This window comes from Afipia sp. GW822-FHT04G07, from assembly GCF_058800765.1.
In genome coordinates this window covers 1,881,584-1,904,436 of the sequence record NZ_JBXAMP010000001.1, presented here as the reverse complement: position 1 = coordinate 1,904,436, position 22,853 = coordinate 1,881,584, and the positions used below count along the sequence as shown (strand labels likewise).

Here is a 22,853-nt window from a genome sequence, read left to right as displayed (position 1 = left end):
CCGATCGTGACCACAACGCGGCAAATATGGGGCGAAGGTCAATTCATACCGTGGACAAAACGAGAATGCCCGGGATGGTAGCTGTCCGGTTAAGCGGAACTTACCATTGGCGCCTGAAGCCGGCCGTCAGGCTGCCGTTGGCGGCACCGTCCGGGGTCTCGCTGATGGAGCCGGTCACGGTGACAGCACCGAACAGTTTTTGCTCCGCGCCGAACGTGCGCAGCCACTTGTTGTCGGTCGTGGAGTGGGTTTGACCAGCGATGAAACTCGTGCCGGTTTCGGCGATTCCGAGCTTTGCGGATTGTCCGGTTTCATAAATGCGCGATGCCGCGCCGAGGCCGAACACCGGCACCAGGGTTTGTTGCGTGACATTGTATCCGTTTTGCAGCGTGAGCGAATACTGATCGCCGCCGAACGGGATCTTCTTGCTCAGCGACGTTCCAAATTTGCTTTGGTCGGCTGCCGGATCGGTACGCGCCTCGATGGCGGTCTTGTCCCAGATCGAGCCGACGCCGGGCGCGGTCATTGCCGCCCACGCGCTGCCGGTCGACTGTGACAGTTGATTGTCGTGCGCGAGCTTTTGCGCCAGAACTTCCGACGAGGTCATCGGTGTCCGGGTCGTGACGTTGAGATCTGCGCCGACGCGCGTATCCCAGAACGGCGTGAGCGGTTGTTTGATCGCCACGGCGGACGATCCGTCCGGTTTGTCGGAGCGGCTCCATGACCATGCGTCGCCGCCGGGCACCGCGGCCGCTTTCCGTCCGATCGCCGCGGGCGTCTCATAGGGTGACGTGGGATCGGTATTGAGTACGCTCCAGTCGACAGTCGCCGGATCGATGTCATCCGGCGCGGCCGTTTCAGCAGCCTCCACAGGCGTCTCGTTTGTTGTCTGCGAAAAAATGTCGTCCACGGTCTGCGCGAAAACGGCCGTCGCAACGCACAGGTTGCCCGCGATCGCGAGTGCGATCCATGTCCAGGCGCGTGATGAGGCGGATTGCGGGTGTCTCAGGGGCATTGCATGTCGTCCGCGGCGTTCGTCAATCGATCCTGGCTGATCTGGAACGACGTAGGTTAATATCACCTTTCGGCATGGCCCGCGCGCGTTCGTGCACGCCGGCGAGATCAGACCATGTCTCAATGACGTTTGTCGCAATTGTGTCTGTGCGGGTTCAATCCGCCGTGATCGCGCGATTGATGATTGTGACACAAACAAAAATGCCCCACGGGAGCGGGGCATTTTTGAAACGGTTGAAGCTTCGCGGCAGCGACGCGACGTCAGGCAATCTGGGGCAGATGAATCTGACGGCCCAGCGTCTGCTCGACCAGGTCGAAGGTATCGACCAGCGCGCGCAAGCTGGTGAGGCGGCCGCCCCTGAACTGCGCGAAATGCGCCACCCTGACGCTGATCGGATTGCCCGACCTCGTCGGCGTCAGCGAGTATCGCATCAGGGATGCGGCCGTGTCGTCGCCGAGCATGATCGACTCGCGGTCGAAGCGATGAAGCTGCACGAGATCGGACATCTGGCGCACGACATCGATCACGGCTCTCTTGCCGCGCCGGGCGCCGAAGAAGGCAAACATGTCGATAGGGCCGTAGATCGCCCAGTCGACGTTATCGTCGAGAACGGAATCAAGTTGGTCGAACTGGCGTTCGTTCAGTGCGCGATGAAACGCGCGTGAAAAACGCCAGAGGCTGTGCTCTGTCATTTTATTTGGTCCTGAAATGTCATTACTGAACAGCAAACGGTCCAGAGGGCGTCTTCAATGACGCCGTGCCGGTGTGCTGGAATTCCCACTGTTGGGGCTGAAATATAGGATTCCTTGCGAAGGACAAGTTCCGATATTGCAACGCACAAATGTGGAAAACGCGGCTTTGTCGCCTAAAACGCCCGCATTGAGCCGGTCAGCACAAACGATTGCAGCGTTTTTGGAAGGGATTTGGCCCTCAGGTGTCGCGGTCCATGCGGATGCGCGACTTTGAAGCGAGGATGCCGGCGCAGATGGCCCCGCCGAGTCCGCCGAGGACGCTGCCCGCGGGAGCGAACGTAAAGAAGACTAGCATCGCGCTTTGTCCTTCAAAGTCGCTGGTCGGGACGATGTTGACCCATGCGATTCCGGCGAGAACGCCGACCGCGGCGCCGAGAATGAGACCTGCGATGGTCCCGAAAGCGGCGAGAATGACTGACTTCATGAACCCCCCGTGGCCGGGATCGAGGCCCCGGCCAGATGTTGTCGCGGGCGTCGGCAAGCAGGTTCATTCTCGAAGGGGAAGCAAATCGGGCCGGAGGGTCAGGGCGGCTTGAACGCTGCGCCGTCCCGCGTCATCTTCGCGCTTTATAAGATCATCAAGAAATTTTCAGGACGCGTTCATGACATTTCCCTTTTTGAGCCGGCTGCGCGCGGTACTCCCGTGCATGCTATTGCTGCTGCTGGCTTCCGGTGCTGCCGCATCCGGTGCGAAAGATACGGACTGCGGGCCGTCGTTCTCGATATCGGGGCCGGATGCGGAAGCCTACGGCGCGGGTCAGAACTATCCGCTCGGCACCATCGCGGATCGCACCCGTCAGGACCGCATGGTCGCGACCTTCAGCAATTTCGACAAGCTGTTGCCGGCCCATGTGGTCTTGCAGCCGGACACGCCGTTGCCGCTGGCGCGCAACTGCGACCGGATGGTCTGGCACTACGACTTCAACGGCGAGCGCAGCACGGTCGATCGCTATCTGGCGCGGCATCCGGCGACGGGCCTTCTGGTCGTGAAGGATTCGACTATCCTGTTCGAGCGCTATCAATACGGCCGCCGCGACACCGATCGTCTCGTTTCGCAATCGATGGCGAAGACCATGGTGGCGATGCTGGTCGGGATTGCCGTGAACGACGGCAAGATTCGCTCCATCGATGACATGGCGCAGGACTATGTATCCGAACTGAAGGGAAGTGCCTATGGCCAGACGTCGCTCCGCGCTCTGCTGACCATGAGTTCGGGCGTGGCGTTTTCCGAAGCCTATGATGGCCACGACGATTTTGGAAAGTTCAGCCGCGACCTGCGTCGCTCCGATCTGCCGAACGCCGGAACGATCCTCGCGCGCTACAACAACCGCACGGCGCAGCCGCTGACCCGGTTCGCCTATGCCAGCACCGAGACAGAGGTTCTGGGTCTTGTGCTGATAGCCGCAACCGGAAAGCGCCTCGCAGACTATCTGTCGGAGAAAATCTGGAAGCCGATGGGCGCAGAAGACGAAGCCAGCTGGACCGTCGATGGTCACAATCAGGAGCAGGCCTGGTGCTGTCTGGCCGCGCGGCTGCGCGACTATGCCCGCTTCGGTCTCTTGCTCGCCAGGGACGGCGGCGGAATCATCCCGCAAGCGTGGGTGATGGAAGCGACCACCGCGCCTGCGGATTCATTTCGCGCGCCACGTGTGGCGACGCCGAACCTTGGTTACGGCTATCAAACATGGATCGTGCCGGGGAAACGGCGGATCTTTGCGGCGCTCGGCGCGAACGGTCAGGCGATCTTCGTCGATCCCGCCTCAAAGCTGGTGATGGTGCATACCGCCGTGCGGCTGAAACCGAACAAGGATCCGGCGGCGCGTGAGATGTTCGCGCTATGGTTCGGGCTGGTGCAGGAACTCGGCGTTTCGGCGGCGCGCTGAGATCCGGCAGGGCTTCTGCCCAGCTATCGCATTGCGTATCTCACGCGTGCGGCGAATTCATCGGTCAGGTCGTGGCCGAGCAACTGCTGTACCAGATCGAAGGAATCGAACAGTGAGTGGTGCTCCACGATGCGTCCGTCCCGCAGCGTAAAGAAATCCCCGGTATTCAGCCTGATGACGCGCTGATCGCCGCGTTTTTTCAGCGTCGCCTGCACGAAGGCTGCGGCCTTCGTTTCATCCGCGACGATAAAATCAATCGTATGGCGTCTGTCGGAGTAGTGCTCCTGCTGAATCCAGATCGACTCGGCGATCCATTCCTTGCCCTTCTTGAGGCCAAGATGCGGAAAGATTTCGACAGGTGCGTAGGTGAGCGAGGTAAATGCGTCGCCGCAGCATTCTGCCATGCGTGCGGCGTCACCGGCGTAAAAAGATTCGATAAAAGTCCGCACACAGTGTTCGGACCGGTCGTTATTCATTGCAGTGTCTCCCCAAGCTGGCGGTTCCGTAAGTGGGAACCGCGCGGGGAGCAAGCTGCCTTTGCCGCAAGGTTTAACGAAGTCTCTCCAATCTATTTGCGATTTTTCAGGGCGCGATGCGTGGGGCAATCACTGGTAATTCACGCTCCATTGGGAGACCTGCGGGCGTACCCGGCGCAGTACGAGATTTTTCGAGGCGATCGACTGGTCCCCTGTCACCGACGCGAAGCGCGGCGGCAACGGATTGGCGATGCCCGGCTCGAATTTGATTTTCAGCGTGCAATCCCCGGGCAGATCCACGAATGGGCCCTTGAGCCCCGACGCGACGCCGCCATTGATCCCGCCAAATCCCGTCACGCTGAAGCCGGTGCCGTTGGCTTTTTCCAGATCCTTCAGCGTAAGCCCGTTGCGTACTCCGCCCGGGCCCGTCCAAGTCGACGGGGCCTCGATGGAAATGGACGCCGGTTTGCTGCGGGTCTTGTCGTCTTTCCAGAAGACGACCACACGTTTGGTCGGATCCTCGTCGAAAATCACACTGGCCTTGGTCAGGACGTTGCTTGAAAGTTCGACGTCCTTGAAAGCGACGTGCTTCGCGCCGAACTCCGTTACGAGCTTCGCGTGGGTGGTGTCCTTGGCGAACGCGCCTTCGCAGGCGAGGGATGGAGCTTTCGGCGCATCCTTCAGAGTGTTGAGCGGCGTATCCTGCGCCAGCGGCTCGGATGGTTTGGCGGGCTTCTCGGCTTTTCTGGCCAAGGCTTTTTCTCTGGCCAAGGCTTTTTCTGCAATCAAGACATCGGATGCGCAGAAGGCGACGAGCAGAACCAGCAGCGTACCGAGACTTGCCATACGCAAATGCATTTTCTTGGTTCCGTCCTGGATCCTTGGTGCCGTAGTCATAAAAGAAATCACGGCATACGCCAAGGCGGCAGAAGGATTCGCCTGACCAGCCGGACAATCGGCTTATTCGCCGCAGCATAAACAAGGAACGGCCGATCCCGGATCGCGTTGTCATATTGATCCAGCAGGAGAGCCGACATGAACAAGACCGTTCCGCGCGTTCCGGAAGACAATCGCAGCGACAAGGGGCCGAGCAGCGCCGCGCAGGCTCCGGTCGATACCACCAAAGGGCATCGCGACGACGAAAAGAGGAATATCGACGAGCAAGGCGATCACGCCAACGTCAAGCAGAACACATCCAACCGACGGTCCGGGTAATTTTTGCGATCTGAGGAGCCCGGTCGTCTCAGAAAATCTTTGCGCCGGGCGCGACGATGTCGCTGCCTTTATCATCCTTGCGCGGCGACAGCAGGATGATCTTGCCGTCGGCGGCGGGCGCGCCGAGGATCAGCACCTCGGACATGAAGCCTGCGATGTTGCGCGGCGGAAAATTGCAGACGCAGACCACGAGCGTGCCGACCAGTTGCCCGGCGGTGTAGTTGGTGATCTGCGCGCTCGACCACTTCTCGCCAAGCTCTCCAAGATCGACGCGCACTTTCCACGACGGATTGCGCGCCTTGGGAAACGGCTGCACGTCAAGAACGCGTCCGACGCGAAGTTCGACCTTGGCGAAGTCGTCGTAGGTGATGGGAGCGGAGGTCACATTCATCGGTCGCGTTCGAACTGCCGGGTGTGATGCGTCTACATCTTCAGCGTAGCGGAAGGAACATCATGGCTTCGCTACAATATATTGTTGTCTAGATGAGAGAATCCACGTGGGCAAGGTGTCCGCAAACTCATCAACGTTCGGGATAGACAGAATTGCTTCCGGTGCTAATATATTTTTGCTCCCGACGGGACGATGGACTGCTGTCCTTAACGCAGCGACAGCATGATCACTTTAATCCGTCCAGTCCGGCGCACCGAGGTTTCTCGGAGAAGCCCGCGATGACGCGGCGCAAATTTGAAGGCGTAAGCCAACAACGTGGCGACGAAAACGTCGGCGGCGTGATTTGTGATGTCCGCTCGGCGCGCCTTCAGCGACAGATCGTCTGAGAGATCCGCTGTATCACAAGCGCGCGCGATCAGGCCTTGGCTTTGCCGGTCGCTTTTTTAGCGGTCTTCCTGGAGGCTTTCTTCGCGCTCTTTTTTGCCTGCCTGGCGGTTGCATCCGCCTTCTTCGCGGCGGCGGTTTCAACCGCCTGCCGGATGGACCGCGCATAGCTGTAAGCAGCGTTGTCGGCGGACATCTGAAGCCGCTTCACGGTGGCCGTGCCGATTTCAAGAATGTCTTTCGCAAGCTGCCGGTAATGTAGCTTGCTCCCAGCGTCCTTGGCCTTGGCTGCAAGGGCGATAGTGCGGTCTCGCCGTTTTTTCACGGCAGCCGTCAGGGCCTTGTTCTGTTGCTTTGCAAGCTGACGGATGAGCGCATCGAGATCGGCGTCGGCCATTTAATCAATCCCCAGGTGACATACAGACATCTGGGAATGACCTAGCAGGCGCATAGGGGGCTTTGCAAACACGTGCCTACCGCTTCTTCCATCCGCCGCGCTTGCCCGGCGTGCCGCCCGTGGAGCGCGGAGAGGGGCCGCTAGAGCGGCCTGAAAACTCCGGCCCGGACTGACGCGAGTTGGTTGGCTGGAAAACCTTGCTCTCGGTGCCGGGTCCCATCTCGTCCAGTGTCGGCTTGCGGGGCCGCGCAACACTTTTCCGGTCCGGCTTCACTTCATGCCATGAGGCGATGCCCATCTCGTCAAGGTCCGGCTTGTGGACGCGGGATTTGTTGCGCGCCGCCTTGTCCAGTTGCGCCGGCAAGTTCGCCGCGTCGCCGTACTTTTTCTTGCCGGCATAGGCGCCGGCCTTTGCCGCGACACCACGCTGCTTGATGGTGGGGTCGTCCACCACGGCGAGTTCTGTCGCGCGCAGTCGCTTCACTTCATCGCGTAGCCGTGCGGCTTCCTCGAAGTTCAGATCGGCGGCCGCTTCCCGCATCCGCGTTTCGAGATCGGCAAGCACCGCCTCGAAATTGTGGCCGATGCTCATGACGTCGTCCGCGATACCGCCGCCGCCGATGTCCACCAGCACATGGTCGCGCTCATAGACGCTGCCGAGAATGTCGCCGATGTCGCGTTTGATGCTTTCAGGCGTGATGCCGTGCAGTGTGTTGTATTCGACCTGCTTCTCGCGGCGGCGATCGGTTTCGGCGATGGCGCGCTCCATCGATCCGGTAATCTGGTCGGCGTAGAGAATGACCTTGCCGTCAACGTTGCGCGCGGCGCGGCCGATGGTCTGGATCAATGATGTCTCGCTGCGCAGAAAGCCTTCCTTGTCGGCGTCGAGAATGGCGACCAGCGCGCATTCCGGAATGTCGAGGCCTTCGCGCAACAGGTTGATGCCGACCAGCGCGTCGAACGCGCCAAGCCGCAAGTCGCGGATAATTTCGATGCGCTCGATAGTGTCGATATCGCTGTGCATATAGCGCACGCGAATGCCCTGTTCGTGCAGGTATTCGGTGAGATCTTCCGCCATGCGCTTGGTGAGCACGGTGATGAGCGAGCGATAGCCCGCCTGCGCCGTGGCGCGCACTTCGCCGACGAGGTCGTCGACCTGCGTGCGGGCGGGGCGGATGTTCACCGGCGGATCGATCAGGCCGGTCGGACGAATGACCTGCTCGACAAACACGCCACCGCTTTCGTTCAATTCCCAGCTTCCCGGCGTCGCCGACACCGCGACTGATTGCGGGCGCATCATGTCCCACTCTTCAAACCGCAGCGGGCGGTTGTCCATGCAGGAGGGCAGGCGGAAGCCGTATTCGGCCAGCGTCGCCTTGCGGCGGAAGTCGCCTTTGAACATGCCGCCGATCTGCGGCACCGTGACGTGGCTCTCGTCCGCGAACACCAGCGCGTTGTCGGGCACATATTCGAACAGCGTCGGCGGCGGCTCGCCCGGCTTGCGGCCGGTGAGATAGCGCGAATAGTTCTCGATGCCTGCGCAGCTTCCGGTCGCTTCCATCATTTCGAGATCGAAGGTGGTGCGCTGCTCGAGCCGCTGCGCTTCGAGCAGACGGCCTTGATCGTGCAACTGCTCCAGCCGCCATTTCAACTCGGCCTTGATGCTCTTCATGGCCTGAATCAGCGTCGGGCGGGGCGTCACATAATGGGAGTTGGCGTAGACCTTGATGAATTCCAGTTCGTCCTGCTTGTGGCCGGTGAGCGGATCGAACTCCTCGATGGTCTCGATGGTGTCGCCGAACATGTTCACGCGCCAAGCGCGGTCTTCATAGTGCGCCGGGAAGATGTCGATGGTGTCGCCGCGCACGCGGAAGGTGCCGCGCGTGAAGTCAGCCTGGGTGCGCTTGTATTGCAGCGCCACCAGATCGGCGATGAGCTGGCGCTGGTCGATGCGCTCGCCCTTTTTCATCGCGAAGGTCATCGCGGTGTAGGTTTCCACCGAGCCGATACCGTAGATGCACGACACAGACGCCACGATGATGACGTCGTCGCGCTCCAGCAGCGCGCGCGTCGCGGAATGGCGCATCCGGTCGATCTGCTCGTTGATCGAGGAATCCTTCTCGATGTAGGTGTCGGTGCGCGGCACATACGCTTCGGGCTGGTAGTAATCGTAATACGAAACGAAATACTCCACCGCGTTGTCGGGGAAGAAGTTCTTGAACTCGCCGTAAAGCTGCGCGGCGAGCGTCTTGTTCGGCGCGAGAATAATCGCGGGCCGTTGCGTGGCCTCGATCACCTGCGCCATGGTGTAGGTCTTGCCGGAGCCGGTGACGCCGAGCAGCACCTGCGTGCGGTCGTTGCGCTTGATGCCCTCGACCAGTTCCTTGATCGCGGTCGGCTGGTCGCCCTTCGGCTCATACTCGGATTTGATCTCGAAACGCACGCCGCCTTCGGACTTCTCCGGACGGGGCGGGCGATGCGGCGCCCAGATTTTGACTTCGCCATTCTCGCCGCGGAATTCCGGGCGGCCGTCGCGCACCAAAGCTTCCAGCGCATCGGCGGTGGCCTGCACGCCCAGCGCTTCCATCTTGTTGCGCGGCGGACGGGCCATCGCGGCTGCGTCTTCTTCCTCGGTGGTGTAACCGAGTTGCTTCGCCAGTTCGGGATCGAGCGTCGGGATCGGCGCGCTGGTGCCGTAATTGGCCTGTGGCGCTTCCTCAAACCCCTGCCTTGGACCGGTGTCGTCGCCGACGGTCTTTGGCGTCGAGGCGCGGGCGCGGTGGATCGCGGCTTCGCCGCCGGAGCGCCGATCCTTGGAATTGTCCGGCGGCGGCTGCAAGCCGGTACCCGATCCCATTCCGCTCTCGCCGCGATTGATCGCCGGGTTCAGCAATTCCGCCAGCGCAGGCCCGATCGGCTGCACATCGGGACGATGTGCTTTCGATTTTGGGGTTTTGGAGGACTTCTTCGGGGAATCGGGTTTCTTCGCCATGGGCGGAATATGGGATGCGAAGCGGGACCAGAAAAGGGCAATTCCTTCGTCGGCCTCGATGAAGTTTGCGATGAAATTGACGCGGTTGCCCTGATAGGCTGGAACTAGCGCGTGGCACGTGCCGAGGACCACGCGACAGTCCGGGAGCTTCTTATGCCATCGTCGCGCATCGCCAGCCTGCTGGCCGCCACCCTGTTGGCCATCGCGCCCCTTTCATCCGCTTTCGCCCAGTCCAAAGACGCCGAGCCCGCCAGCCGCGCGGTCAACGACACTTTCCTCAAGGCGCTGCCCTTCAGCGACCGCGCCGATTTCGAGGATGCCAAGCGCGGCTTCATCGCGACGCTGCCGGACGGCATCATTCCCGGCCCCGGCGACAGGCCGGCCTTCAACACCAAGCAATACGATTTCCTGAAGAACGATCAGGTCCCGCCGACGGTCAATCCCAGCCTGTGGCGGCTGGCCCAGCTCAATGCCATCAACGGCCTCTTCAAGGTCACCGAGCGCGTCTATCAGGTGCGCGGTCTCGACATCGCCAATCTCACCATCATCGAGGGCGACAGCGGCCTGATCCTGATCGACCCGCTGCTGTCTAATGAGACCGCGAAGGCCGCGCTCGATCTCTACCTGAAGAACCGCCCGGCCAGGCCCGTCGCTGCCGTGATCTACACCCACAGCCACGCCGATCATTTCGGTGGGGCGAAAGGCGTCATCAGCGAGGACGATGCGAAGTCCGGCAAGGTCAAGGTGATCGCGCCGGACAAGTTCATGGAGCATGCAGTCGCGGAGAATGTCATCGCCGGCAACGCGATGGCGCGTCGCGCGCAGTATCAGTTCGGCAGCGCGCTGCCGGTTGGCGACAAGGCGCAGATTGATACCGGTCTGGGCAAAGCGCTTGCCAGGGGCACCATTTCGCTGATTCCACCGAACGACCTCATCAGGCAATCCTATGAGACGCGCACGATCGACGGCGTCGAGATCGAATTTCATCTGGTGCCGGGCTCCGAAGCGCCGTCCGAGATGATCATGTATTTCCCGCAGTTCAAGCTGTTGAACATGGCGGAAGACGCCACCCACAACATGCACAATCTCTACACCATCCGCGGCGCGGAGATTCGCGATGGCCGGTTGTGGTCGCGCTACATCAGCGAGGCAATCGAACGCTACGGCGACAAGACTGACATCGTGATTGCGCAGCACCACTGGCCGATGTGGGGCAACGAGCGCATCGTGGCGTTCCTGAAGAAACAGCGCGATCTCTACAAATTCATCCACGATCAGACCGTGCGGCTGCTCAATCACGGTCTGACATCGACGGAGATCGCGGAGCGGCTGAAGCTGCCGCCGTCGCTGGCGAACGACTGGGCGTCGCGTGGCTATTACGGCACGCTGAGCCACAACGCCAAGGCGGTCTATCAATTCTATCTCGGCTGGTACAATGCCAATCCCGCCGATCTCAATCCGCTGCCCCGCGCGGAGGAGGCGAAGAAGCAGGTCGAGTACATGGGCGGCGCGGAGGCCACGATCAAGCGTGCGCGCGACGACTTCAAGGCGGGACAATATCGCTGGGTCGCCAGCGTGATGAGCAAGGTGGTGTTCGCCGATCCTGCCAACAAGGAGGCGCGCGATCTCGGCGCCGATGCGCTCGAGCAACTCGGCTACCAGAGCGAGGCGGCGACCTGGCGCAACGCCTATCTGTTCGGCGCGCTGGAACTGCGCAACGGCGTCGGCCAGCAGGCGCCGTCAACGGCCAATGCCGATCTGCTGAAGGGCGTGTCGATCGATCTCGCCTTCGATGTCCTCGGCGTGCGGCTCAACGCCGCGAAAGCCGAAGGCAAGACCATCGTCATCAATTGGATCTTCACCGACCTCAACGAAACCTATGTGATGAACCTTGAGAACTCCGCGCTGACGCACACGTCCGGCAAGCTCTCGGACAAGGCCGACGCCAGCGTCACGCTGACCCGCGCCGCGCTCGACGCCATCACGCTCAAGCAACGGACGTTTCTCGGTAGCGTGCTGACCGGCGATGTGTCGGTCGGCGGCAATCCGCTGAAGCTGCGCGAACTGTTCGGGATGCTCGATGAATTCTCGCCGGGGTTTGAGATCGTGGAGCCGAAAAAGGCGGCGGTGGAATAGGACGTCACGCCTCAGCGGCGCCACCTGCGGTCCTGGCGCGCGTTCGCTCGAGGAAAAAAAGGAAGGGGACACATGTCCCCTTCCGGAAAAAGATCAGTTCGTGCAGACCTTGATGGTCTTCATGCCCGCCTCTGCCTCGGTGCGGGTCGTGAACACCTTGCTATCGCCAACGACGACCGTCGTTGTCGTTGTCGGCTTCTTGTCCACAATGGTGCACTTCTTTGTGGACGTGTCCTGAACGACATAGAATTCCGCCGCCTGCGCGTAGGTTGCGCTGGCCAGCATCGCTACAGCACCAAACAAAACAACAAATTTCCTCATGATGGTTCCTCCGGTTGGTATGTGTCCCCGGCATTGAACCTTCGAGAAAGCCAGTTGTTCCTGTTTGAAGGGAGAGATGGGCTTCCCGGAACCGCGCTATCGTTCGGGCTTTCCGGCCAGATGCGGGCGGATCATCCCGGCCATTTTCGCGGCGTCGGTGCCCGGCGGAAAGAAGCCGAGATATTTTCCGTCACGGTCGATCAGATAGATGAACGCCGAATGGTCGACGGTGTAGTCGTCCGGCTTCGGTCCCGTTGAGACGCGCTTGTAATAGACCCGGTAGGCGTCGGCGGCCTGTGACACGTCCTTGATGCTGCCGGTCAGTCCGATCAGCCGCGGATGAAACAGCGTCACGTATTGCGCGAGATGTTCGACGGTGTCGCGCTCGGGGTCGAGCGTGACGAACAGCGGCTGGACGCTTGCGGCGTCCGCGCCGAGCTGATCCATGGCGAGCGCGATGGCTTGCAGATCTGTCGGGCAGATGTCGGGACAATAGGTGAAGCCGAAGTAGACCAGCATGAGCTGGCCCCGGAAGTCGGCGTCGGTGCGGACCTTTCCGGTTTGATCCTTGAGCGCAAACGCGCCGCCGACTGGCTCGCGATTCCACATCACCGCGTCCATCAGTTCGGCTGCGGAGCGGGATGAACTTTGCGCCGACGCGGGCGCGGCAATCCAGAAGCCGAACAGCAGCGCGGCGATCACCGCCGCGCCGCGTTTCGCGATTAACCTCGCAAGGAGACCACTCGTGCTCACGCGCTGAAGAGCAGGCGGCTGCCGGTCGAGACGTTGATCACGTTGTCCGGCATCTGTGCGCGCGCTTCGAGCAGGAAGTTCAGTCCGCTGCAATGCATCGGAATGACGACATCGGGCTGGAGCGCCTTGATCTCGCCGACGATCTGCTTGAGATAGTCAGCTGGCGCCGGTCCGAGATGGAATCCGCCGACCACGGCGTGAACCTTCTGGACGCCAGAGATTTCCTGCGCCTGCCGCACCGAATTTACGATGCCGACATGGCCGCAGGAGGAAATCACCACAAGGCCCTTGCCACGGATGTTGAAGCATGTCGCGTGCTCGTGGACATGCTCGTCCGGAACGAAATTGCCTTGCAGTTCGGCGGCGGTGTAGTGGCCGTAGTCGCAGCCCGCGCTTTCCGGCTTGTAGTCGACGAACGTGTTCGGCAGGATTTTTTCGACGCTGTTGCGCTTGATCTTGCCAGTGGTGAAGGCGTGGCCTTCGATCACCGTGGGCGTCTCGCACAGGATTGTCTGCACCTTCTGCGCCGTGATCTGCTTGCGATCGAGCACGCCGCCTTCGCCGAACTGGCCAGTGGAAGCGCGGCTGACGCGATGGCAGAAATTATCCTCGCCGCCGGCATAAAGCTTCACGTCGGGCGGAAGCACGCTGCGATATTTTTCGAGAAAGCCGATCAGGCCGCCGTAGTGATCGATATGGCCGTGGCTGACGATCAGCGCGTTGATCTTCGCCGGATCGACCTTGAGCAGGCCGATATTGTTGATGATGGCGGGCGAGGTGTAGCCGAAGTCTAGCAGGATGTTGCGGATATCTTGTTCACGCTGCGATTCCAGAAACAGCGACAGGCCCCATTCGTTGTGAAGGACGTTGCGCGCGTCGGCGCTGCGCCCGCCGCCCGGTCCTTCGTGAACGACACCGTTCACGGTGCTGCCTTTCAGGAACTGGTCGTGCTGCTGATCGACCAGCACGCGGATCGACAGCTTGTCGATGGTCGGCACCTGGATCGGCGCAGCATTGGCGACTCCCATGCAGGAGAAACCGCCGGTCGCGGCCAGCCCCATCGCCGTCGAAAGCTTTAGAAAATCACGCCGTGCGAATTGTTGTGTCATTGTCGACCTTTCCTGACCCCAAAATTTTCTGACTAAAGTTCGGATTTGCCGGAACTCTATCTGCGGGACGCGAGAGGGACTGTTCTTAGTTTTGATCGGAGCGACGAAAATCTTCCACGATCACAAGCTTAGAACGAATGAAATATATTTGATATGTGCCGGGCGGCATTGACTTCGCAGGCGCGAAGCGCAAGTTTCATGCAATCGCATTGACTTTGCGGCACCTCCCCGATGTTTCCAATCCAAGGATAACGAGATGATCGATCTCTATTACTGGCCAACGCCGAACGGTCACAAGATCACGATGTTCCTCGAAGAAACCGGCGTTCCCTACACGATTCACCCGGTCAACATCGGCACGGGCGATCAGTTCAAGCCGGAGTTTCTGGCGTTTTCGCCGAACAACCGCATGCCGGCGATGATCGATCCGGCCCCTGCGGACGGCGGCAAACCTGTGGCGATCTTCGAATCTGGTGCGATTCTGATCTATCTCGCGGAGAAGACCGGCCAGTTTCTTCCCGCGGACCTGCGCAAGCGTTTTGACGTGATCCAGTGGCTGATGTGGCAGATGGGCGGCCTCGGCCCGATGGCCGGACAGAACCATCATTTCAGCAACTATGCGCCGGAGAAAATTCCCTACGCGATCGATCGCTATGTCAACGAGACCAACCGGCTCTACGGCGTGCTCAACAAGCGCCTCGCGGATCGTGACTATGTCGCGGGCGAGTATTCCATCGCCGACATGGCGGCCTATCCGTGGATCGTGCCGTATGAGCGGCAGGGCCAGAAGCTGGAGGACTTTCCGCATCTCAAGCGCTGGTTCGAGGCCATTCGCGCCCGGCCCGCGACGGTGCGCGCCTATGAACAGGGACCGAAGGTCAACCCCAGCATCGGCAAGACGTTTACCGACGAACAGAAGAAGGTGCTGTTCGGACAGACCGCTTCCGTCGTGAAAGGTTGAGACGATGACCGCGGCGCGAAAGCTTTTCGAACTGTGCGGCACCGATCCGGAGCGGGTGTTCAGTCCCTATTGCTGGCGCATCCGCATGGCGCTGGCGCACAAGGATCTGAACGCGGAAACGATTCCGTGGCGCTTCACCGAGAAGGATGCGATCGCGCCGCACCGGTCGGACAAGGTGCCGGTGTTTCTCGACGGCGATACATCCGTCGCGGATTCCTGGGCCATCGCGAACTATCTCGAAGACACCTATCCCGACCGGCCATCGCTGTTTGGCGGCGCGGGTGGCCGCGCCATGGGCCAGATGCTGAACTGGTGGGGCGATATTGCCGTGGTCGGCGGCATTTTCCCGATGATCGCTGCCGACATTCATGACCATCTGCGGCCGGCCGATCAGGTCTATTTCCGCAAGACCCGCGAAGCGCGTCTCGGCAAGACGCTGGAGCAGGCGGCGGCCACCCGGGATATGGCCGTCGAGGAATTCCGCAAAAGCCTCATGCCGATGCGCCTCACGCTGAAGACGCAGGCCTATCTCGGCGGTGACGCGCCGAACTACGCCGATTACATCGTGTTCGGCCCGTTTCAATGGGCGCGCGCGACCAGCGCGTTCAAGCTCCTGAAGGAAGACGATCCGATCTATGCATGGCGCGAACGGCTGCTCGACGCGTTCGGCGGCATGGCGCGGAATTCGCCGGGTTATACGGTGTAAAATTAAATGTCATTCCGGACGGTCCGCGAAGCGGGCTGATCCGGAATTCAGAACGACATAAAAGATAGATTCCGGGTTCGCTCGTTTCACTCGTGCCCCGGAATGACGGGTAGAGATTCCTGTATTTCCGCCGCCGCGCGCAGGCAGGTCCGGCACAGGCAGTCTTCGCCTTCGGCAGGCATCGGCAGCTTGGCGGTTTCGTCCATGCACCAGCAATGCCCGGAGAGGTCGCAGGTGAACGCGGTTCCGCAGCGCGGGCAATTCAACGCCCGCTGCGCTGCAGCCTTTCCTGTCGGCTTTGTCACGATGCCATTCACGATTTTGTCGAATCCTTCATGTGACGTTCAGGCCGGAAGCGATCATAGTCTTGACCACCGGCGCAGTATTGGCCTTTGCGTCGGCGAGTACAACCGCGAGATTTCCGCATGGCGCGCGACCCGCAAGGCGCTCTCATCGCACTGAACCGGTTTGGCCTTGGCGCGCGCGGGGGCGCGGCCAGTGATTTCACCAGCGCGGCATCCGATCCTCGCGGCTTCGTGAAGGCGGAGTTGGGCCGGCCCAACGCGGCGCTGCTCGATTCCCCGGGTTTGCAAGGGACCCCGGAGCTGGCGCAGGCGGTGTTTGACTATCAGAAAGACGTGAAGCAGCAGCGCGAGGCCGCGGCGAAAACGGCGCAGGCGAAAATGCCGGGCGACGGCGCGATGGAGGCGCAGGCCACGGCGAAAACAGATCCGGCGGCCAGCACGATGATGTCGCCCGATGCGATGCAGCCGAATGCAGCAAAGCCCAAGGAGCCGCCGAAGCCGCTCAACATCATTCAGAAAACCTTCCGCGCCGAGGCGCTGGCACGGATTCAGCGGGCCACCATGACCGAGAGCGGATTCGTCGAGCGCCTCGTGGCGTTCTGGTCGAACCATTTCTGCATTTCCGCGAACAAGGGCGAACTGGCGCGGATATGGGCCGGCGCGTTCGAGCGCGAAGCGATCCGCCCGCACGTGCTGGGACGGTTCGGCGATATGCTGCGCGCTGTCGAGCAGCATCCGGCGATGATCTTCTTTCTCGACAACCAGCAGTCGATCGGACCGGACTCGCGCGCAGGGAAAAATCGCAAGAAGGGCCTGAACGAAAATCTTGCGCGCGAGATCATGGAGCTGCATACGCTCGGCGTGAACGGCGGCTATACCCAGGCCGACGTCACCTCGCTGGCGCGGATCATCACCGGCTGGACCTTCGCGGGCAGGGAGGGAAAGATCGGAGCGCCCGGCACATTCATCTTCAACGCCAACGCACATGAGCCGGGGCCGCAAAAGCTGCTCGGCAAGGTCTATGACGACACCGGCGTCGGGCAGGGCGAGGCCGCGCTGGCCGACATCGCGCGGCATCCGGCGACCGCGAAATTCATCGCGACGAAATTTGCGCGGCATTTTGTTGATGACGACCCGAAGCCCGCGCTGGTGGCGATACTCGAACGCACGTTCCGTAAGACCGATGGCGACCTGCGCGCGATGACACTGGCGCTGGTCGATGCCGACGAGGCGTGGCAGGCGCCGATGACCAAGATCCGGATGCCGTATGAGTATCTGGTCGCTGCCGGTCGGATGATGGGGCGCATTCCTGAAGACCCGCAGCGCTATCTCGGCGGGCTGAACGTGCTGGGCCAGCCGCTGTGGACGCCCGCCGGTCCGAACGGATTTGCCGATACCAATGCGGCATGGGCCGCGCCGGAAGGGCTCAAGCTGAGACTCGACATCGCGTCGCAGATTTCGTCGCGCATCGCTGATACTGTCGATCCGCGGGCGTTGCTCGATGTCGTGGCGGGCGAGGCGGCCTCGACCGAAACACGGCAGACCATCGAGCGCGCGGAATCGAAGCAGCAGGCGTTCGCGCTGTTGCTGATGTCGCCGGAATTCCAGAGGAGATGAGCATGTCGAACGTCCTGATGGATTGCTGCGAAAGCCACACCCCGCGCGGACTGACCCGGCGCGCGCTGCTGATGGGCGGCGCGACGTTCGCCGCATGGGCTTATTTGCCGAAATTCGCGCGGGCGAAAGACGGCCGCGATCCGCGCTTCGTCACCATCATCCTGCGCGGCGCGCTGGACGGCCTTGCCACCGTGGCGCCGGTCGGCGATCCCGATTACGCCGGTCTGCATGGCTCGATTGCGCTGACGCGCGACGGCCCGCACGCCGCGACCGAGCTGGACTCATTCTTTGCGCTGCATCCCGCGATGCCGGCTTTTGCGCGGATGTACAAGGAGAAGAAAGCCGCCGTGGTTCATGCGGTGGCGACCTCCTATCGCGAGCGTTCGCATTTCGACGGGCAGGACGTGCTGGAAAGCGGACTGGCCGGCCCCGGCCGCGTGCAGAGCGGCTGGCTCAACCGCGCGCTGGAAGCGCTGCCGCGCGGGGAGCGGGTCATGAGCGGTCTTGCAGTGGGCCCGACCACGCCGCTGGTGTTGCGCGGCGCCGCGCCGACGGTGGGGTGGGTGCCGCCCTACATTCCACAGGCCGCCGATGACACTGCGATGCGCCTTGTGAATCTCTACAACCATCGCGATCCGGCGCTGGCTGCGGCGCTGTCGCAAGGTTTGCAGATCGACAAGATCGCCGCCAACGATGACGGCATGAAGCCGAAGCCCGGCATGAACGGCGTTGGTGCGATGAAGCTCGCGGCCAAGGGTGCCGCGCGCCTGATGGCGGCGGACGATGGCCCGCGCATTGCGGCGTTGGCGTTCGACGGCTGGGATACCCACGCCAACGAAGGCGGGCCGGTCGGGCGGCTGGCGCAGTTGCTGTCGGGTCTCGACGGCGCGCTGGCGGAATTCGAGAGCGGACTCGGCGAGCGCTGGCGCGATACCGTGATTGTGGTCGCCACCGAGTTCGGCCGCACCGCGCGTATCAACGGCACCGACGGCACCGATCATGGCACGGGCACTATCGCGTTGCTTGCGGGCGGCGCGGTCAACGGCGGCCGGGTGATTTCCGACTGGCCGGGATTGAAGCTTGCGAATCTTTACGAGAATCGCGACCTGAAGCCGACCACCGATCTGCGCGGTGTCATCAAGGGCGTGCTGCGCGATCACCTCGGCCTCGGCGAGCGGGTGCTGGCCGAAGCTGTGTTTCCCGATAGCGGTGCGGTGAAGGCGATGCAGGGGCTGGTGGTTTGATCAGCCCTTGGTAATCCCGTCGATCTGCGCCATCTCTTCCGCCGTCAGCTTCCAGTCGATCGCCTTGACGTTCTGCTCGATCTGTTCGACGCGGGTGGCGCCGGCGATCACGCTCGACACCTGTGGCCGCGCTGCCAGCCATGAGAACGCCAGTTCGAGCATGGTCCTGCCGTGCGCGGTCGCGAACTCCTGCAGCTTCTGCACGATGTCGAGATTTTTTTCGGACATGTAGCGATTGAGCAAAGCGGGCGCCTTGGCGAAGCGCGTATCGGCGGGAGCAGCCTCGCCGCGCTTGTATTTTCCGGTCAGCAGGCCGCTCGCCAGCGGGAAGAACGGCAGCACGCCGAGATTGTAGGCCTCCGCGGCCGGAAACAGATCCTTCTCATTGTCGCGGACGATCAGGCTGTATTCGTCCTGGCACGACACGAAGGCATGGGTGTTGATGCCACGCGCAGTGAGTTGCGCCTCGGCGATGCGCCATGCCGGAAAATTCGAGCAGCCGATGTAGCGCACCTTGCCCTGACGGATCAGGTCGTCCAGCGCGCGCAGCGTTTCCTCGATCGGCGTCAGAGGATCGAAGTCGTGCTGCTGGTAGAGATCGATGTAATCGGTCTTCAGCCGGCGCAGGCTGTCTTCCACCGCGTTCATGATGTAGCGCCGCGACGCGCCCTGCTTGGTGCCGTCGTCGCTCATCGCCTTGGAAAATTTTGTCGCCAGTACGATGTCCTTGCGGCGGTCGCCCAGCACTTGCCCGAGTACGGTTTCCGAGCCACCACGCCCGGCATAGATGTCGGCGGTATCGAACAGCGTAATGCCGAGATCGATCGCCTTGTGGATCACCTTGCGAGAGGTTTCGAGGTCGGTGCGCTGGCCGAAGTTGTTGCAGCCGAGGCCGACAGCGGACACGCGCAGGCCGGAGCCGCCGAGATTTCTGATGTCCATGATCTTTCCCGTCAGGTTTGTTCGAGCGCCGGAACGGCGGGCGCCGCCGCTTCTTCCGTACCTGACGGCTGCGCCGCTGGCGAGCGTAAAGCGCGCGCCGTCATCCGCCGCACCGCGGCTTCCGCGTCGCGTGCGATCTGCTTGCGGTCCGCGGTCATGCCGTAGCCCACGGCATCGCCCCAACTTACCGTGACGTCGACCGCGCCCGACGACAGCACGCCGAGCAGGTGCGGCACCAGTTCGGCTTCGCTATACCATGCCACCTTGTCGCGCAGCGCGCGCCCGACCGGCACGCCGCCGTAGCGCACGTAGGCGATCGACACCGGCTGCACCGTGACGCGATCGTGATGCGTGGAGTCGCCGATGGTGTGATGGACGGCGCCGATCAGCGCCGAGCGGAACGGCAGGATGCGGATGCCGTCGCTGGACGTGCCTTCGGGAAACAGCACGACGGCATCGCCGCCTTGCAGGCGGTCGCCCATCGCGCGCGCCGCGTCGCCGGTCTTGTGACGCCGCTCGCGTTCCACGAAAATCGTGCGCTGCAATTTCGCCAGCCAGCCGAACAGCGGCCAGTTCGCGACTTCCGACTTTGCGACGAACACTACCGGCGCGATCGCACTCAGCACGATGATGTCGAGCCATGACGCATGGTTCGACAGGATCAGCACCGGGTTTTCCTGCGTGCGTGCGCCGACCTGCGTGATCCGGATGCCGATGATCGCGCAGGCTGCGCGATGAAACAGGTTCGGCACGATGCGTTGCAGCCGGTTGTTGAGCAGGATGCCGGCCAGCTGAAACGGCAGCAGCAGCAAGGCGACACCAACAAGAATGAGGATGACGGGAAGGGCGCGGATCATGAGGACGGGTCTTGCAAAGGCGTGGCTCGGTTCATACGCGGAAGATGTCAGATTATAACGGGTGATGAGCGGTCCGCAAAAGCGGTAGAGTTCCCGGATGATCGAGCGATTGAAAAGCTGGGCGCGTGCCATCAAGCGGGACGTGGATGCCATTTACCTCGCGAGCCGCGACCCGCGCGTTCCGTGGCACGCGAAGGCGCTGGCCGTGGCGGTCGCGGGGTATGCCTTTTCGCCCATCGACCTCATTCCCGATTTTATTCCGGTGCTGGGTTATCTGGATGACCTCATCATTGTCCCGCTCGGCATCATGCTTGTTCTCAAGTTGATCCGCAGGAGATCATGGCGGAGCATCGCGATGCGGCGGCATTGGCTTTGGATCGTCCGGTCAGCCGTGCCGCAGCCTGTGTGATTGTCGGCATATGGGTGACATCCATCGCGCTAACGGGATGGTTTGCTTGCCGCTATCTCGCCGCATGACCACGACAGACCCGTCTCTATTCTGTTTTACAAAAAAGATGCGGCCCCGGCCGGATACAGCGCAGAGGGGATTTACGCGACCGGGGACCGCCTGAACGCGCGATCTGTGACGGGGGACGGATCGAGCGCATCCGGAGGCTAGGCAGGCATGGTTACAGGGCTGTGACAGGGCAGGTTGTCCACAGGGCGTTATATTTGATCCTTTGAATGCCCGTCTTTGCGGGGCCGGCATCGTGGGCTTGTTGCGTGCAACGCTCCGGTTCAGAGTCTGTGAAATCGTTCAGCCCGAAAGGTTATCCATGCCCACGACGATGTCGCCCTATCTGCTGCCGATCCTGATGCTGTTGGCTTCCAACGTCTTCATGACCTTCGCCTGGTACGGTCACCTGAAGTTCAAGGAATCCTCGCTGCCGCTGGTCATCATGGTGAGCTGGGGTATCGCGTTCTTTGAGTACTGGCTTGCGGTGCCGGCCAATCGCTGGGGCAGCGCGGTCTATTCGGCGGCGCAGCTCAAGACGATGCAGGAAGTCATCACGCTGGTCGTGTTCGCCGGATTTTCGGTGCTGTATCTGAGGGAGCCGCTCGGCTGGAATCACGCGATCGGTTTTGCCTTCATCGCCGCCGGCGCGTTTTTCATCTTCCACAAGTGGTCGTGATCGCCGGAATCATGGCCGCGCGCCTGCGTCGCGATCAGAAATCCTGCAACGAGGATGATCGCGAGCGTAAGCGACGCTGAAACCACAACAACCGGCGTTTTCATCCGTGCATCTCCACCCGCGCGCATCATCGTGCGGTCGCGGGACATCACAGGCGCGCAGGGGAAACGGGTCGGGCCTTAGCCGACGATCGGCGTGGCGGCCACGGCCCTGATCGACAATGCCGTGAGGGTGACGATCACGCACAGCGACAGCGCCGCCATGGCCAGCGAGGCGACAACGGCATTCGTCAATCTGGACGACGCAACGCGCACAGACTTCAGTTCAAAACCAATTCCTGAAACGGTCGACCGAATCATGGTCGTGAGTCCTCATAAGGCGGCGAATCACCGCTGTCGGGAAAATCACAGGAATCGCTGTCAAATTTGCGGCGCGGAAGCGCCAAACGTGGCAAAACCGGGGCAACATCAACAAAATCAAACGGTTATGCCCGCTATCCCCGTAATCCCACACGGGTTTGAGCATGATCGGGCCCGCGCAGCCTGCGCCGGCTTTCAGGTCCGGGAAACTAGGCTTCGGCGGTGAGGCCGGTCTCGGTGCCGGGGGCGGTTTCGGGCGCTGCGACCTCGGCTGGCTTCCAGGCCATCGTGACGAATCGCGGCTCCTGTTCCACTCGCTTGAGCCAGGCCCTCACCGACGGATACCCCGAAAGGTCGAAATCGCACTGGTTGGCGACGTGGGTATAGCCGTACATCGCGATGTCCGCGACCGTGAGATGTCCCGCAGCGAAATAGTCGTTGGTCTTGAGGTGATTTTCCATCACGCGCAGCGCGGCGTAGCCCCGCTCCATCCAGTCTTCCAGCGAATGGGTTTGCAGGTCGCGCCCGCCGCGCACCAGCACCAGCCAGAAATAAGCGGCGCCGACGCTGGGCTCCAGCGCATGCTGCTCGAAGAACATCCATTGCAACGCCTGCGCGCGCGCGATGCGGTCTTCCGGCGCGAGCGAGGTGCCGACCGCGACGTACCAGAGGATCGCATTGGATTCGGCGAGATAGCGGTCCTCCGCGACTTCCAGCAGCGGCACCTGACCGCTTGGATTGCGCGCGAGAAATTCCGGCGTGCGGCTTTCGCCGCGCAGAATGTCGACCTCGATGGCTTTGTACGGCGCGTTCAACAGCGCCAGCGCAAGGCGGACCTTGTAGCTGTTTCCGGAGCGCTGCATCGAGTAGAGTTTGTACATGCGGACTTTCGTGACGCCTCCGGG

Annotated in this window: 24 protein-coding genes and 1 pseudogene; 9 read left to right on the top strand and 16 right to left on the bottom strand. The window is 61.8% G+C overall.

The window, feature by feature from the left end; genetic code table 11:
• Window positions 1-100: 100 nt before the first annotated feature.
• The 3 genes from AC1RKJ_RS09315 to AC1RKJ_RS09305 all read right to left on the bottom strand — a co-directional run bounded on the left by AC1RKJ_RS09315 (window position 101) and on the right by AC1RKJ_RS09305 (window position 2,191).
• The gene (locus AC1RKJ_RS09315; protein ID WP_492790781.1) at window positions 101-1,015 is read right to left on the bottom strand and encodes a hypothetical protein; all 915 of its coding nucleotides are present in this window, start codon (window positions 1,013-1,015) and stop codon (window positions 101-103) included.
• A 260-nt stretch (window positions 1,016-1,275) separates the two neighbouring features.
• The gene (locus AC1RKJ_RS09310) at window positions 1,276-1,707 is read right to left on the bottom strand and encodes a nuclear transport factor 2 family protein (RefSeq protein WP_492790780.1); all 432 of its coding nucleotides are present in this window, start codon (window positions 1,705-1,707) and stop codon (window positions 1,276-1,278) included.
• Between the two features lie 238 nt (window positions 1,708-1,945).
• Window positions 1,946-2,191: a hypothetical protein gene (locus tag AC1RKJ_RS09305; RefSeq protein ID WP_492790779.1), complete on the bottom strand. Its 246-nt coding sequence runs from the start codon at window positions 2,189-2,191 to the stop codon at window positions 1,946-1,948.
• Between the two features lie 178 nt (window positions 2,192-2,369).
• Here AC1RKJ_RS09305 and AC1RKJ_RS09300 point away from each other — a divergent pair, with 178 nt between their 5' ends.
• A complete protein-coding gene (locus tag AC1RKJ_RS09300; RefSeq protein WP_492790778.1) occupies window positions 2,370-3,650 on the top strand; it encodes a serine hydrolase domain-containing protein in 1,281 nt (426 codons plus the stop codon).
• A 23-nt stretch (window positions 3,651-3,673) separates the two neighbouring features.
• On the opposite strand, the gene AC1RKJ_RS09295 is transcribed toward AC1RKJ_RS09300, so the two are convergent.
• Together AC1RKJ_RS09295 and AC1RKJ_RS09290 are read right to left on the bottom strand one after the other, a co-directional pair.
• Complete coding sequence (locus AC1RKJ_RS09295) at window positions 3,674-4,126, bottom strand: nuclear transport factor 2 family protein (RefSeq protein ID WP_492790777.1); 453 nt, start codon at window positions 4,124-4,126, stop codon at window positions 3,674-3,676.
• Between the two features lie 129 nt (window positions 4,127-4,255).
• Entirely contained in the window at window positions 4,256-5,047 is a 792-nt protein-coding gene (locus AC1RKJ_RS09290) for a hypothetical protein (RefSeq protein WP_492790776.1), read from the bottom strand.
• Between the two features lie 114 nt (window positions 5,048-5,161).
• Between AC1RKJ_RS09290 and AC1RKJ_RS09285 the strand changes: the two genes are divergently transcribed.
• Complete coding sequence (locus AC1RKJ_RS09285; RefSeq protein ID WP_492790775.1) at window positions 5,162-5,341, top strand: hypothetical protein; 180 nt, start codon at window positions 5,162-5,164, stop codon at window positions 5,339-5,341.
• A 28-nt stretch (window positions 5,342-5,369) separates the two neighbouring features.
• Here AC1RKJ_RS09285 and AC1RKJ_RS09280 read toward each other — a convergent pair whose 3' ends face one another.
• The 3 genes from AC1RKJ_RS09280 to uvrB form a co-directional block, all read right to left on the bottom strand.
• Complete coding sequence (locus AC1RKJ_RS09280; RefSeq protein WP_492790774.1) at window positions 5,370-5,732, bottom strand: tRNA-binding protein; 363 nt, start codon at window positions 5,730-5,732, stop codon at window positions 5,370-5,372.
• Window positions 5,733-6,147: 415 nt separating this feature from the next.
• On the bottom strand, window positions 6,148-6,513 hold the full coding sequence (locus AC1RKJ_RS09275; RefSeq protein WP_492790773.1) for a hypothetical protein: 366 nt from the start codon (window positions 6,511-6,513) through the stop codon (window positions 6,148-6,150).
• A gap of 76 nt (window positions 6,514-6,589) precedes the next feature.
• Window positions 6,590-9,505, bottom strand: a complete 2,916-nt coding sequence (uvrB, locus tag AC1RKJ_RS09270) for an excinuclease ABC subunit UvrB (protein WP_492792691.1) — start codon at window positions 9,503-9,505, stop codon at window positions 6,590-6,592.
• Window positions 9,506-9,658: 153 nt separating this feature from the next.
• On the opposite strand from uvrB, the gene AC1RKJ_RS09265 reads away from it, so the two are divergent.
• Entirely contained in the window at window positions 9,659-11,641 is a 1,983-nt protein-coding gene (locus AC1RKJ_RS09265) for an alkyl/aryl-sulfatase (protein ID WP_492790772.1), read from the top strand.
• 93 nt (window positions 11,642-11,734) lie between these two features.
• On the opposite strand, the gene AC1RKJ_RS09260 is transcribed toward AC1RKJ_RS09265, so the two are convergent.
• The 3 genes from AC1RKJ_RS09260 to AC1RKJ_RS09250 form a co-directional block, all read right to left on the bottom strand.
• A complete protein-coding gene (locus AC1RKJ_RS09260) occupies window positions 11,735-11,962 on the bottom strand; it encodes a hypothetical protein (RefSeq protein ID WP_492790771.1) in 228 nt (75 codons plus the stop codon).
• 96 nt (window positions 11,963-12,058) lie between these two features.
• Window positions 12,059-12,661, bottom strand: a complete 603-nt coding sequence (locus AC1RKJ_RS09255) for an SCO family protein (protein ID WP_492792690.1) — start codon at window positions 12,659-12,661, stop codon at window positions 12,059-12,061.
• Between the two features lie 50 nt (window positions 12,662-12,711).
• On the bottom strand, window positions 12,712-13,824 hold the full coding sequence (locus tag AC1RKJ_RS09250) for an MBL fold metallo-hydrolase (protein WP_492790770.1): 1,113 nt from the start codon (window positions 13,822-13,824) through the stop codon (window positions 12,712-12,714).
• A gap of 256 nt (window positions 13,825-14,080) precedes the next feature.
• On the opposite strand from AC1RKJ_RS09250, the gene AC1RKJ_RS09245 reads away from it, so the two are divergent.
• Window positions 14,081-14,785 (top strand): glutathione binding-like protein, encoded by a 705-nt coding sequence (locus tag AC1RKJ_RS09245; protein WP_492790769.1) that lies wholly within the window; start codon window positions 14,081-14,083, stop codon window positions 14,783-14,785.
• A gap of 4 nt (window positions 14,786-14,789) precedes the next feature.
• Window positions 14,790-15,491, top strand: a complete 702-nt coding sequence (locus tag AC1RKJ_RS09240) for a glutathione S-transferase family protein (protein WP_492790768.1) — start codon at window positions 14,790-14,792, stop codon at window positions 15,489-15,491.
• A gap of 86 nt (window positions 15,492-15,577) precedes the next feature.
• Here the strand turns inward: AC1RKJ_RS09240 and AC1RKJ_RS09235 are convergent, their stop codons facing one another.
• Window positions 15,578-15,808, bottom strand: a complete 231-nt coding sequence (locus tag AC1RKJ_RS09235; protein WP_492790767.1) for a cysteine-rich CWC family protein — start codon at window positions 15,806-15,808, stop codon at window positions 15,578-15,580.
• Between the two features lie 108 nt (window positions 15,809-15,916).
• On the opposite strand from AC1RKJ_RS09235, the gene AC1RKJ_RS09230 reads away from it, so the two are divergent.
• Both AC1RKJ_RS09230 and AC1RKJ_RS09225 read left to right on the top strand, forming a co-directional pair.
• The gene (locus tag AC1RKJ_RS09230) at window positions 15,917-17,413 is read left to right on the top strand and encodes a DUF1800 domain-containing protein (RefSeq protein WP_492790766.1); all 1,497 of its coding nucleotides are present in this window, start codon (window positions 15,917-15,919) and stop codon (window positions 17,411-17,413) included.
• A gap of 2 nt (window positions 17,414-17,415) precedes the next feature.
• A complete protein-coding gene (locus tag AC1RKJ_RS09225; RefSeq protein ID WP_492790765.1) occupies window positions 17,416-18,657 on the top strand; it encodes a DUF1501 domain-containing protein in 1,242 nt (413 codons plus the stop codon).
• On the opposite strand, the gene AC1RKJ_RS09220 is transcribed toward AC1RKJ_RS09225, so the two are convergent.
• Complete coding sequence (locus AC1RKJ_RS09220) at window positions 18,658-19,599, bottom strand: aldo/keto reductase (protein ID WP_492790764.1); 942 nt, start codon at window positions 19,597-19,599, stop codon at window positions 18,658-18,660.
• Window positions 19,600-19,610: 11 nt separating this feature from the next.
• Window positions 19,611-20,456, bottom strand: a complete 846-nt coding sequence (olsA, locus tag AC1RKJ_RS09215) for a lyso-ornithine lipid O-acyltransferase (protein WP_492790763.1) — start codon at window positions 20,454-20,456, stop codon at window positions 19,611-19,613.
• Window positions 20,457-20,553: 97 nt separating this feature from the next.
• Between olsA and AC1RKJ_RS09210 the strand changes: the two are divergent.
• Both AC1RKJ_RS09210 and AC1RKJ_RS09205 read left to right on the top strand, forming a co-directional pair.
• Window positions 20,554-20,933 (top strand): annotated as a pseudogene (locus AC1RKJ_RS09210) (YkvA family protein).
• 299 nt (window positions 20,934-21,232) lie between these two features.
• Window positions 21,233-21,589, top strand: coding sequence for a DMT family protein (locus tag AC1RKJ_RS09205; RefSeq protein WP_492790762.1), 357 nt, complete (start codon window positions 21,233-21,235; stop codon window positions 21,587-21,589).
• Between the two features lie 179 nt (window positions 21,590-21,768).
• Here AC1RKJ_RS09205 and AC1RKJ_RS09200 read toward each other — a convergent pair whose 3' ends face one another.
• Both AC1RKJ_RS09200 and AC1RKJ_RS09195 read right to left on the bottom strand, forming a co-directional pair.
• Window positions 21,769-21,948 carry a hypothetical protein gene (locus tag AC1RKJ_RS09200; protein ID WP_492790761.1) on the bottom strand — a complete coding sequence of 60 codons (180 nt, stop codon included), beginning with the start codon at window positions 21,946-21,948 and terminating at the stop codon, window positions 21,769-21,771.
• Between the two features lie 209 nt (window positions 21,949-22,157).
• Window positions 22,158-22,829 carry a glutathione S-transferase family protein gene (locus AC1RKJ_RS09195; protein WP_492790760.1) on the bottom strand — a complete coding sequence of 224 codons (672 nt, stop codon included), beginning with the start codon at window positions 22,827-22,829 and terminating at the stop codon, window positions 22,158-22,160.
• Window positions 22,830-22,853 lie beyond the last annotated feature (24 nt).

Coding starts and splice junctions, on each gene's coding strand:
- AC1RKJ_RS09315 (WP_492790781.1), bottom strand. CDS start 1,015: ATGCCCCTGAGACACCCGCAATCCGCCTCATCACGCGCCTGGACATGG.
- AC1RKJ_RS09310 (WP_492790780.1), bottom strand. CDS start 1,707: ATGACAGAGCACAGCCTCTGGCGTTTTTCACGCGCGTTTCATCGCGCA.
- AC1RKJ_RS09305 (WP_492790779.1), bottom strand. CDS start 2,191: ATGAAGTCAGTCATTCTCGCCGCTTTCGGGACCATCGCAGGTCTCATT.
- AC1RKJ_RS09300 (WP_492790778.1), top strand. CDS start 2,370: ATGACATTTCCCTTTTTGAGCCGGCTGCGCGCGGTACTCCCGTGCATG.
- AC1RKJ_RS09295 (WP_492790777.1), bottom strand. CDS start 4,126: ATGAATAACGACCGGTCCGAACACTGTGTGCGGACTTTTATCGAATCT.
- AC1RKJ_RS09285 (WP_492790775.1), top strand. CDS start 5,162: ATGAACAAGACCGTTCCGCGCGTTCCGGAAGACAATCGCAGCGACAAG.
- AC1RKJ_RS09280 (WP_492790774.1), bottom strand. CDS start 5,732: ATGAATGTGACCTCCGCTCCCATCACCTACGACGACTTCGCCAAGGTC.
- AC1RKJ_RS09275 (WP_492790773.1), bottom strand. CDS start 6,513: ATGGCCGACGCCGATCTCGATGCGCTCATCCGTCAGCTTGCAAAGCAA.
- uvrB (WP_492792691.1), bottom strand. CDS start 9,505: ATGGCGAAGAAACCCGATTCCCCGAAGAAGTCCTCCAAAACCCCAAAA.
- AC1RKJ_RS09265 (WP_492790772.1), top strand. CDS start 9,659: ATGCCATCGTCGCGCATCGCCAGCCTGCTGGCCGCCACCCTGTTGGCC.
- AC1RKJ_RS09260 (WP_492790771.1), bottom strand. CDS start 11,962: ATGAGGAAATTTGTTGTTTTGTTTGGTGCTGTAGCGATGCTGGCCAGC.
- AC1RKJ_RS09250 (WP_492790770.1), bottom strand. CDS start 13,824: ATGACACAACAATTCGCACGGCGTGATTTTCTAAAGCTTTCGACGGCG.
- AC1RKJ_RS09245 (WP_492790769.1), top strand. CDS start 14,081: ATGATCGATCTCTATTACTGGCCAACGCCGAACGGTCACAAGATCACG.
- AC1RKJ_RS09240 (WP_492790768.1), top strand. CDS start 14,790: ATGACCGCGGCGCGAAAGCTTTTCGAACTGTGCGGCACCGATCCGGAG.
- AC1RKJ_RS09230 (WP_492790766.1), top strand. CDS start 15,917: ATGGCGCGCGACCCGCAAGGCGCTCTCATCGCACTGAACCGGTTTGGC.
- AC1RKJ_RS09225 (WP_492790765.1), top strand. CDS start 17,416: ATGTCGAACGTCCTGATGGATTGCTGCGAAAGCCACACCCCGCGCGGA.
- AC1RKJ_RS09220 (WP_492790764.1), bottom strand. CDS start 19,599: ATGGACATCAGAAATCTCGGCGGCTCCGGCCTGCGCGTGTCCGCTGTC.
- olsA (WP_492790763.1), bottom strand. CDS start 20,456: ATGATCCGCGCCCTTCCCGTCATCCTCATTCTTGTTGGTGTCGCCTTG.
- AC1RKJ_RS09205 (WP_492790762.1), top strand. CDS start 21,233: ATGCCCACGACGATGTCGCCCTATCTGCTGCCGATCCTGATGCTGTTG.
- AC1RKJ_RS09200 (WP_492790761.1), bottom strand. CDS start 21,948: ATGATTCGGTCGACCGTTTCAGGAATTGGTTTTGAACTGAAGTCTGTG.
- AC1RKJ_RS09195 (WP_492790760.1), bottom strand. CDS start 22,829: ATGTACAAACTCTACTCGATGCAGCGCTCCGGAAACAGCTACAAGGTC.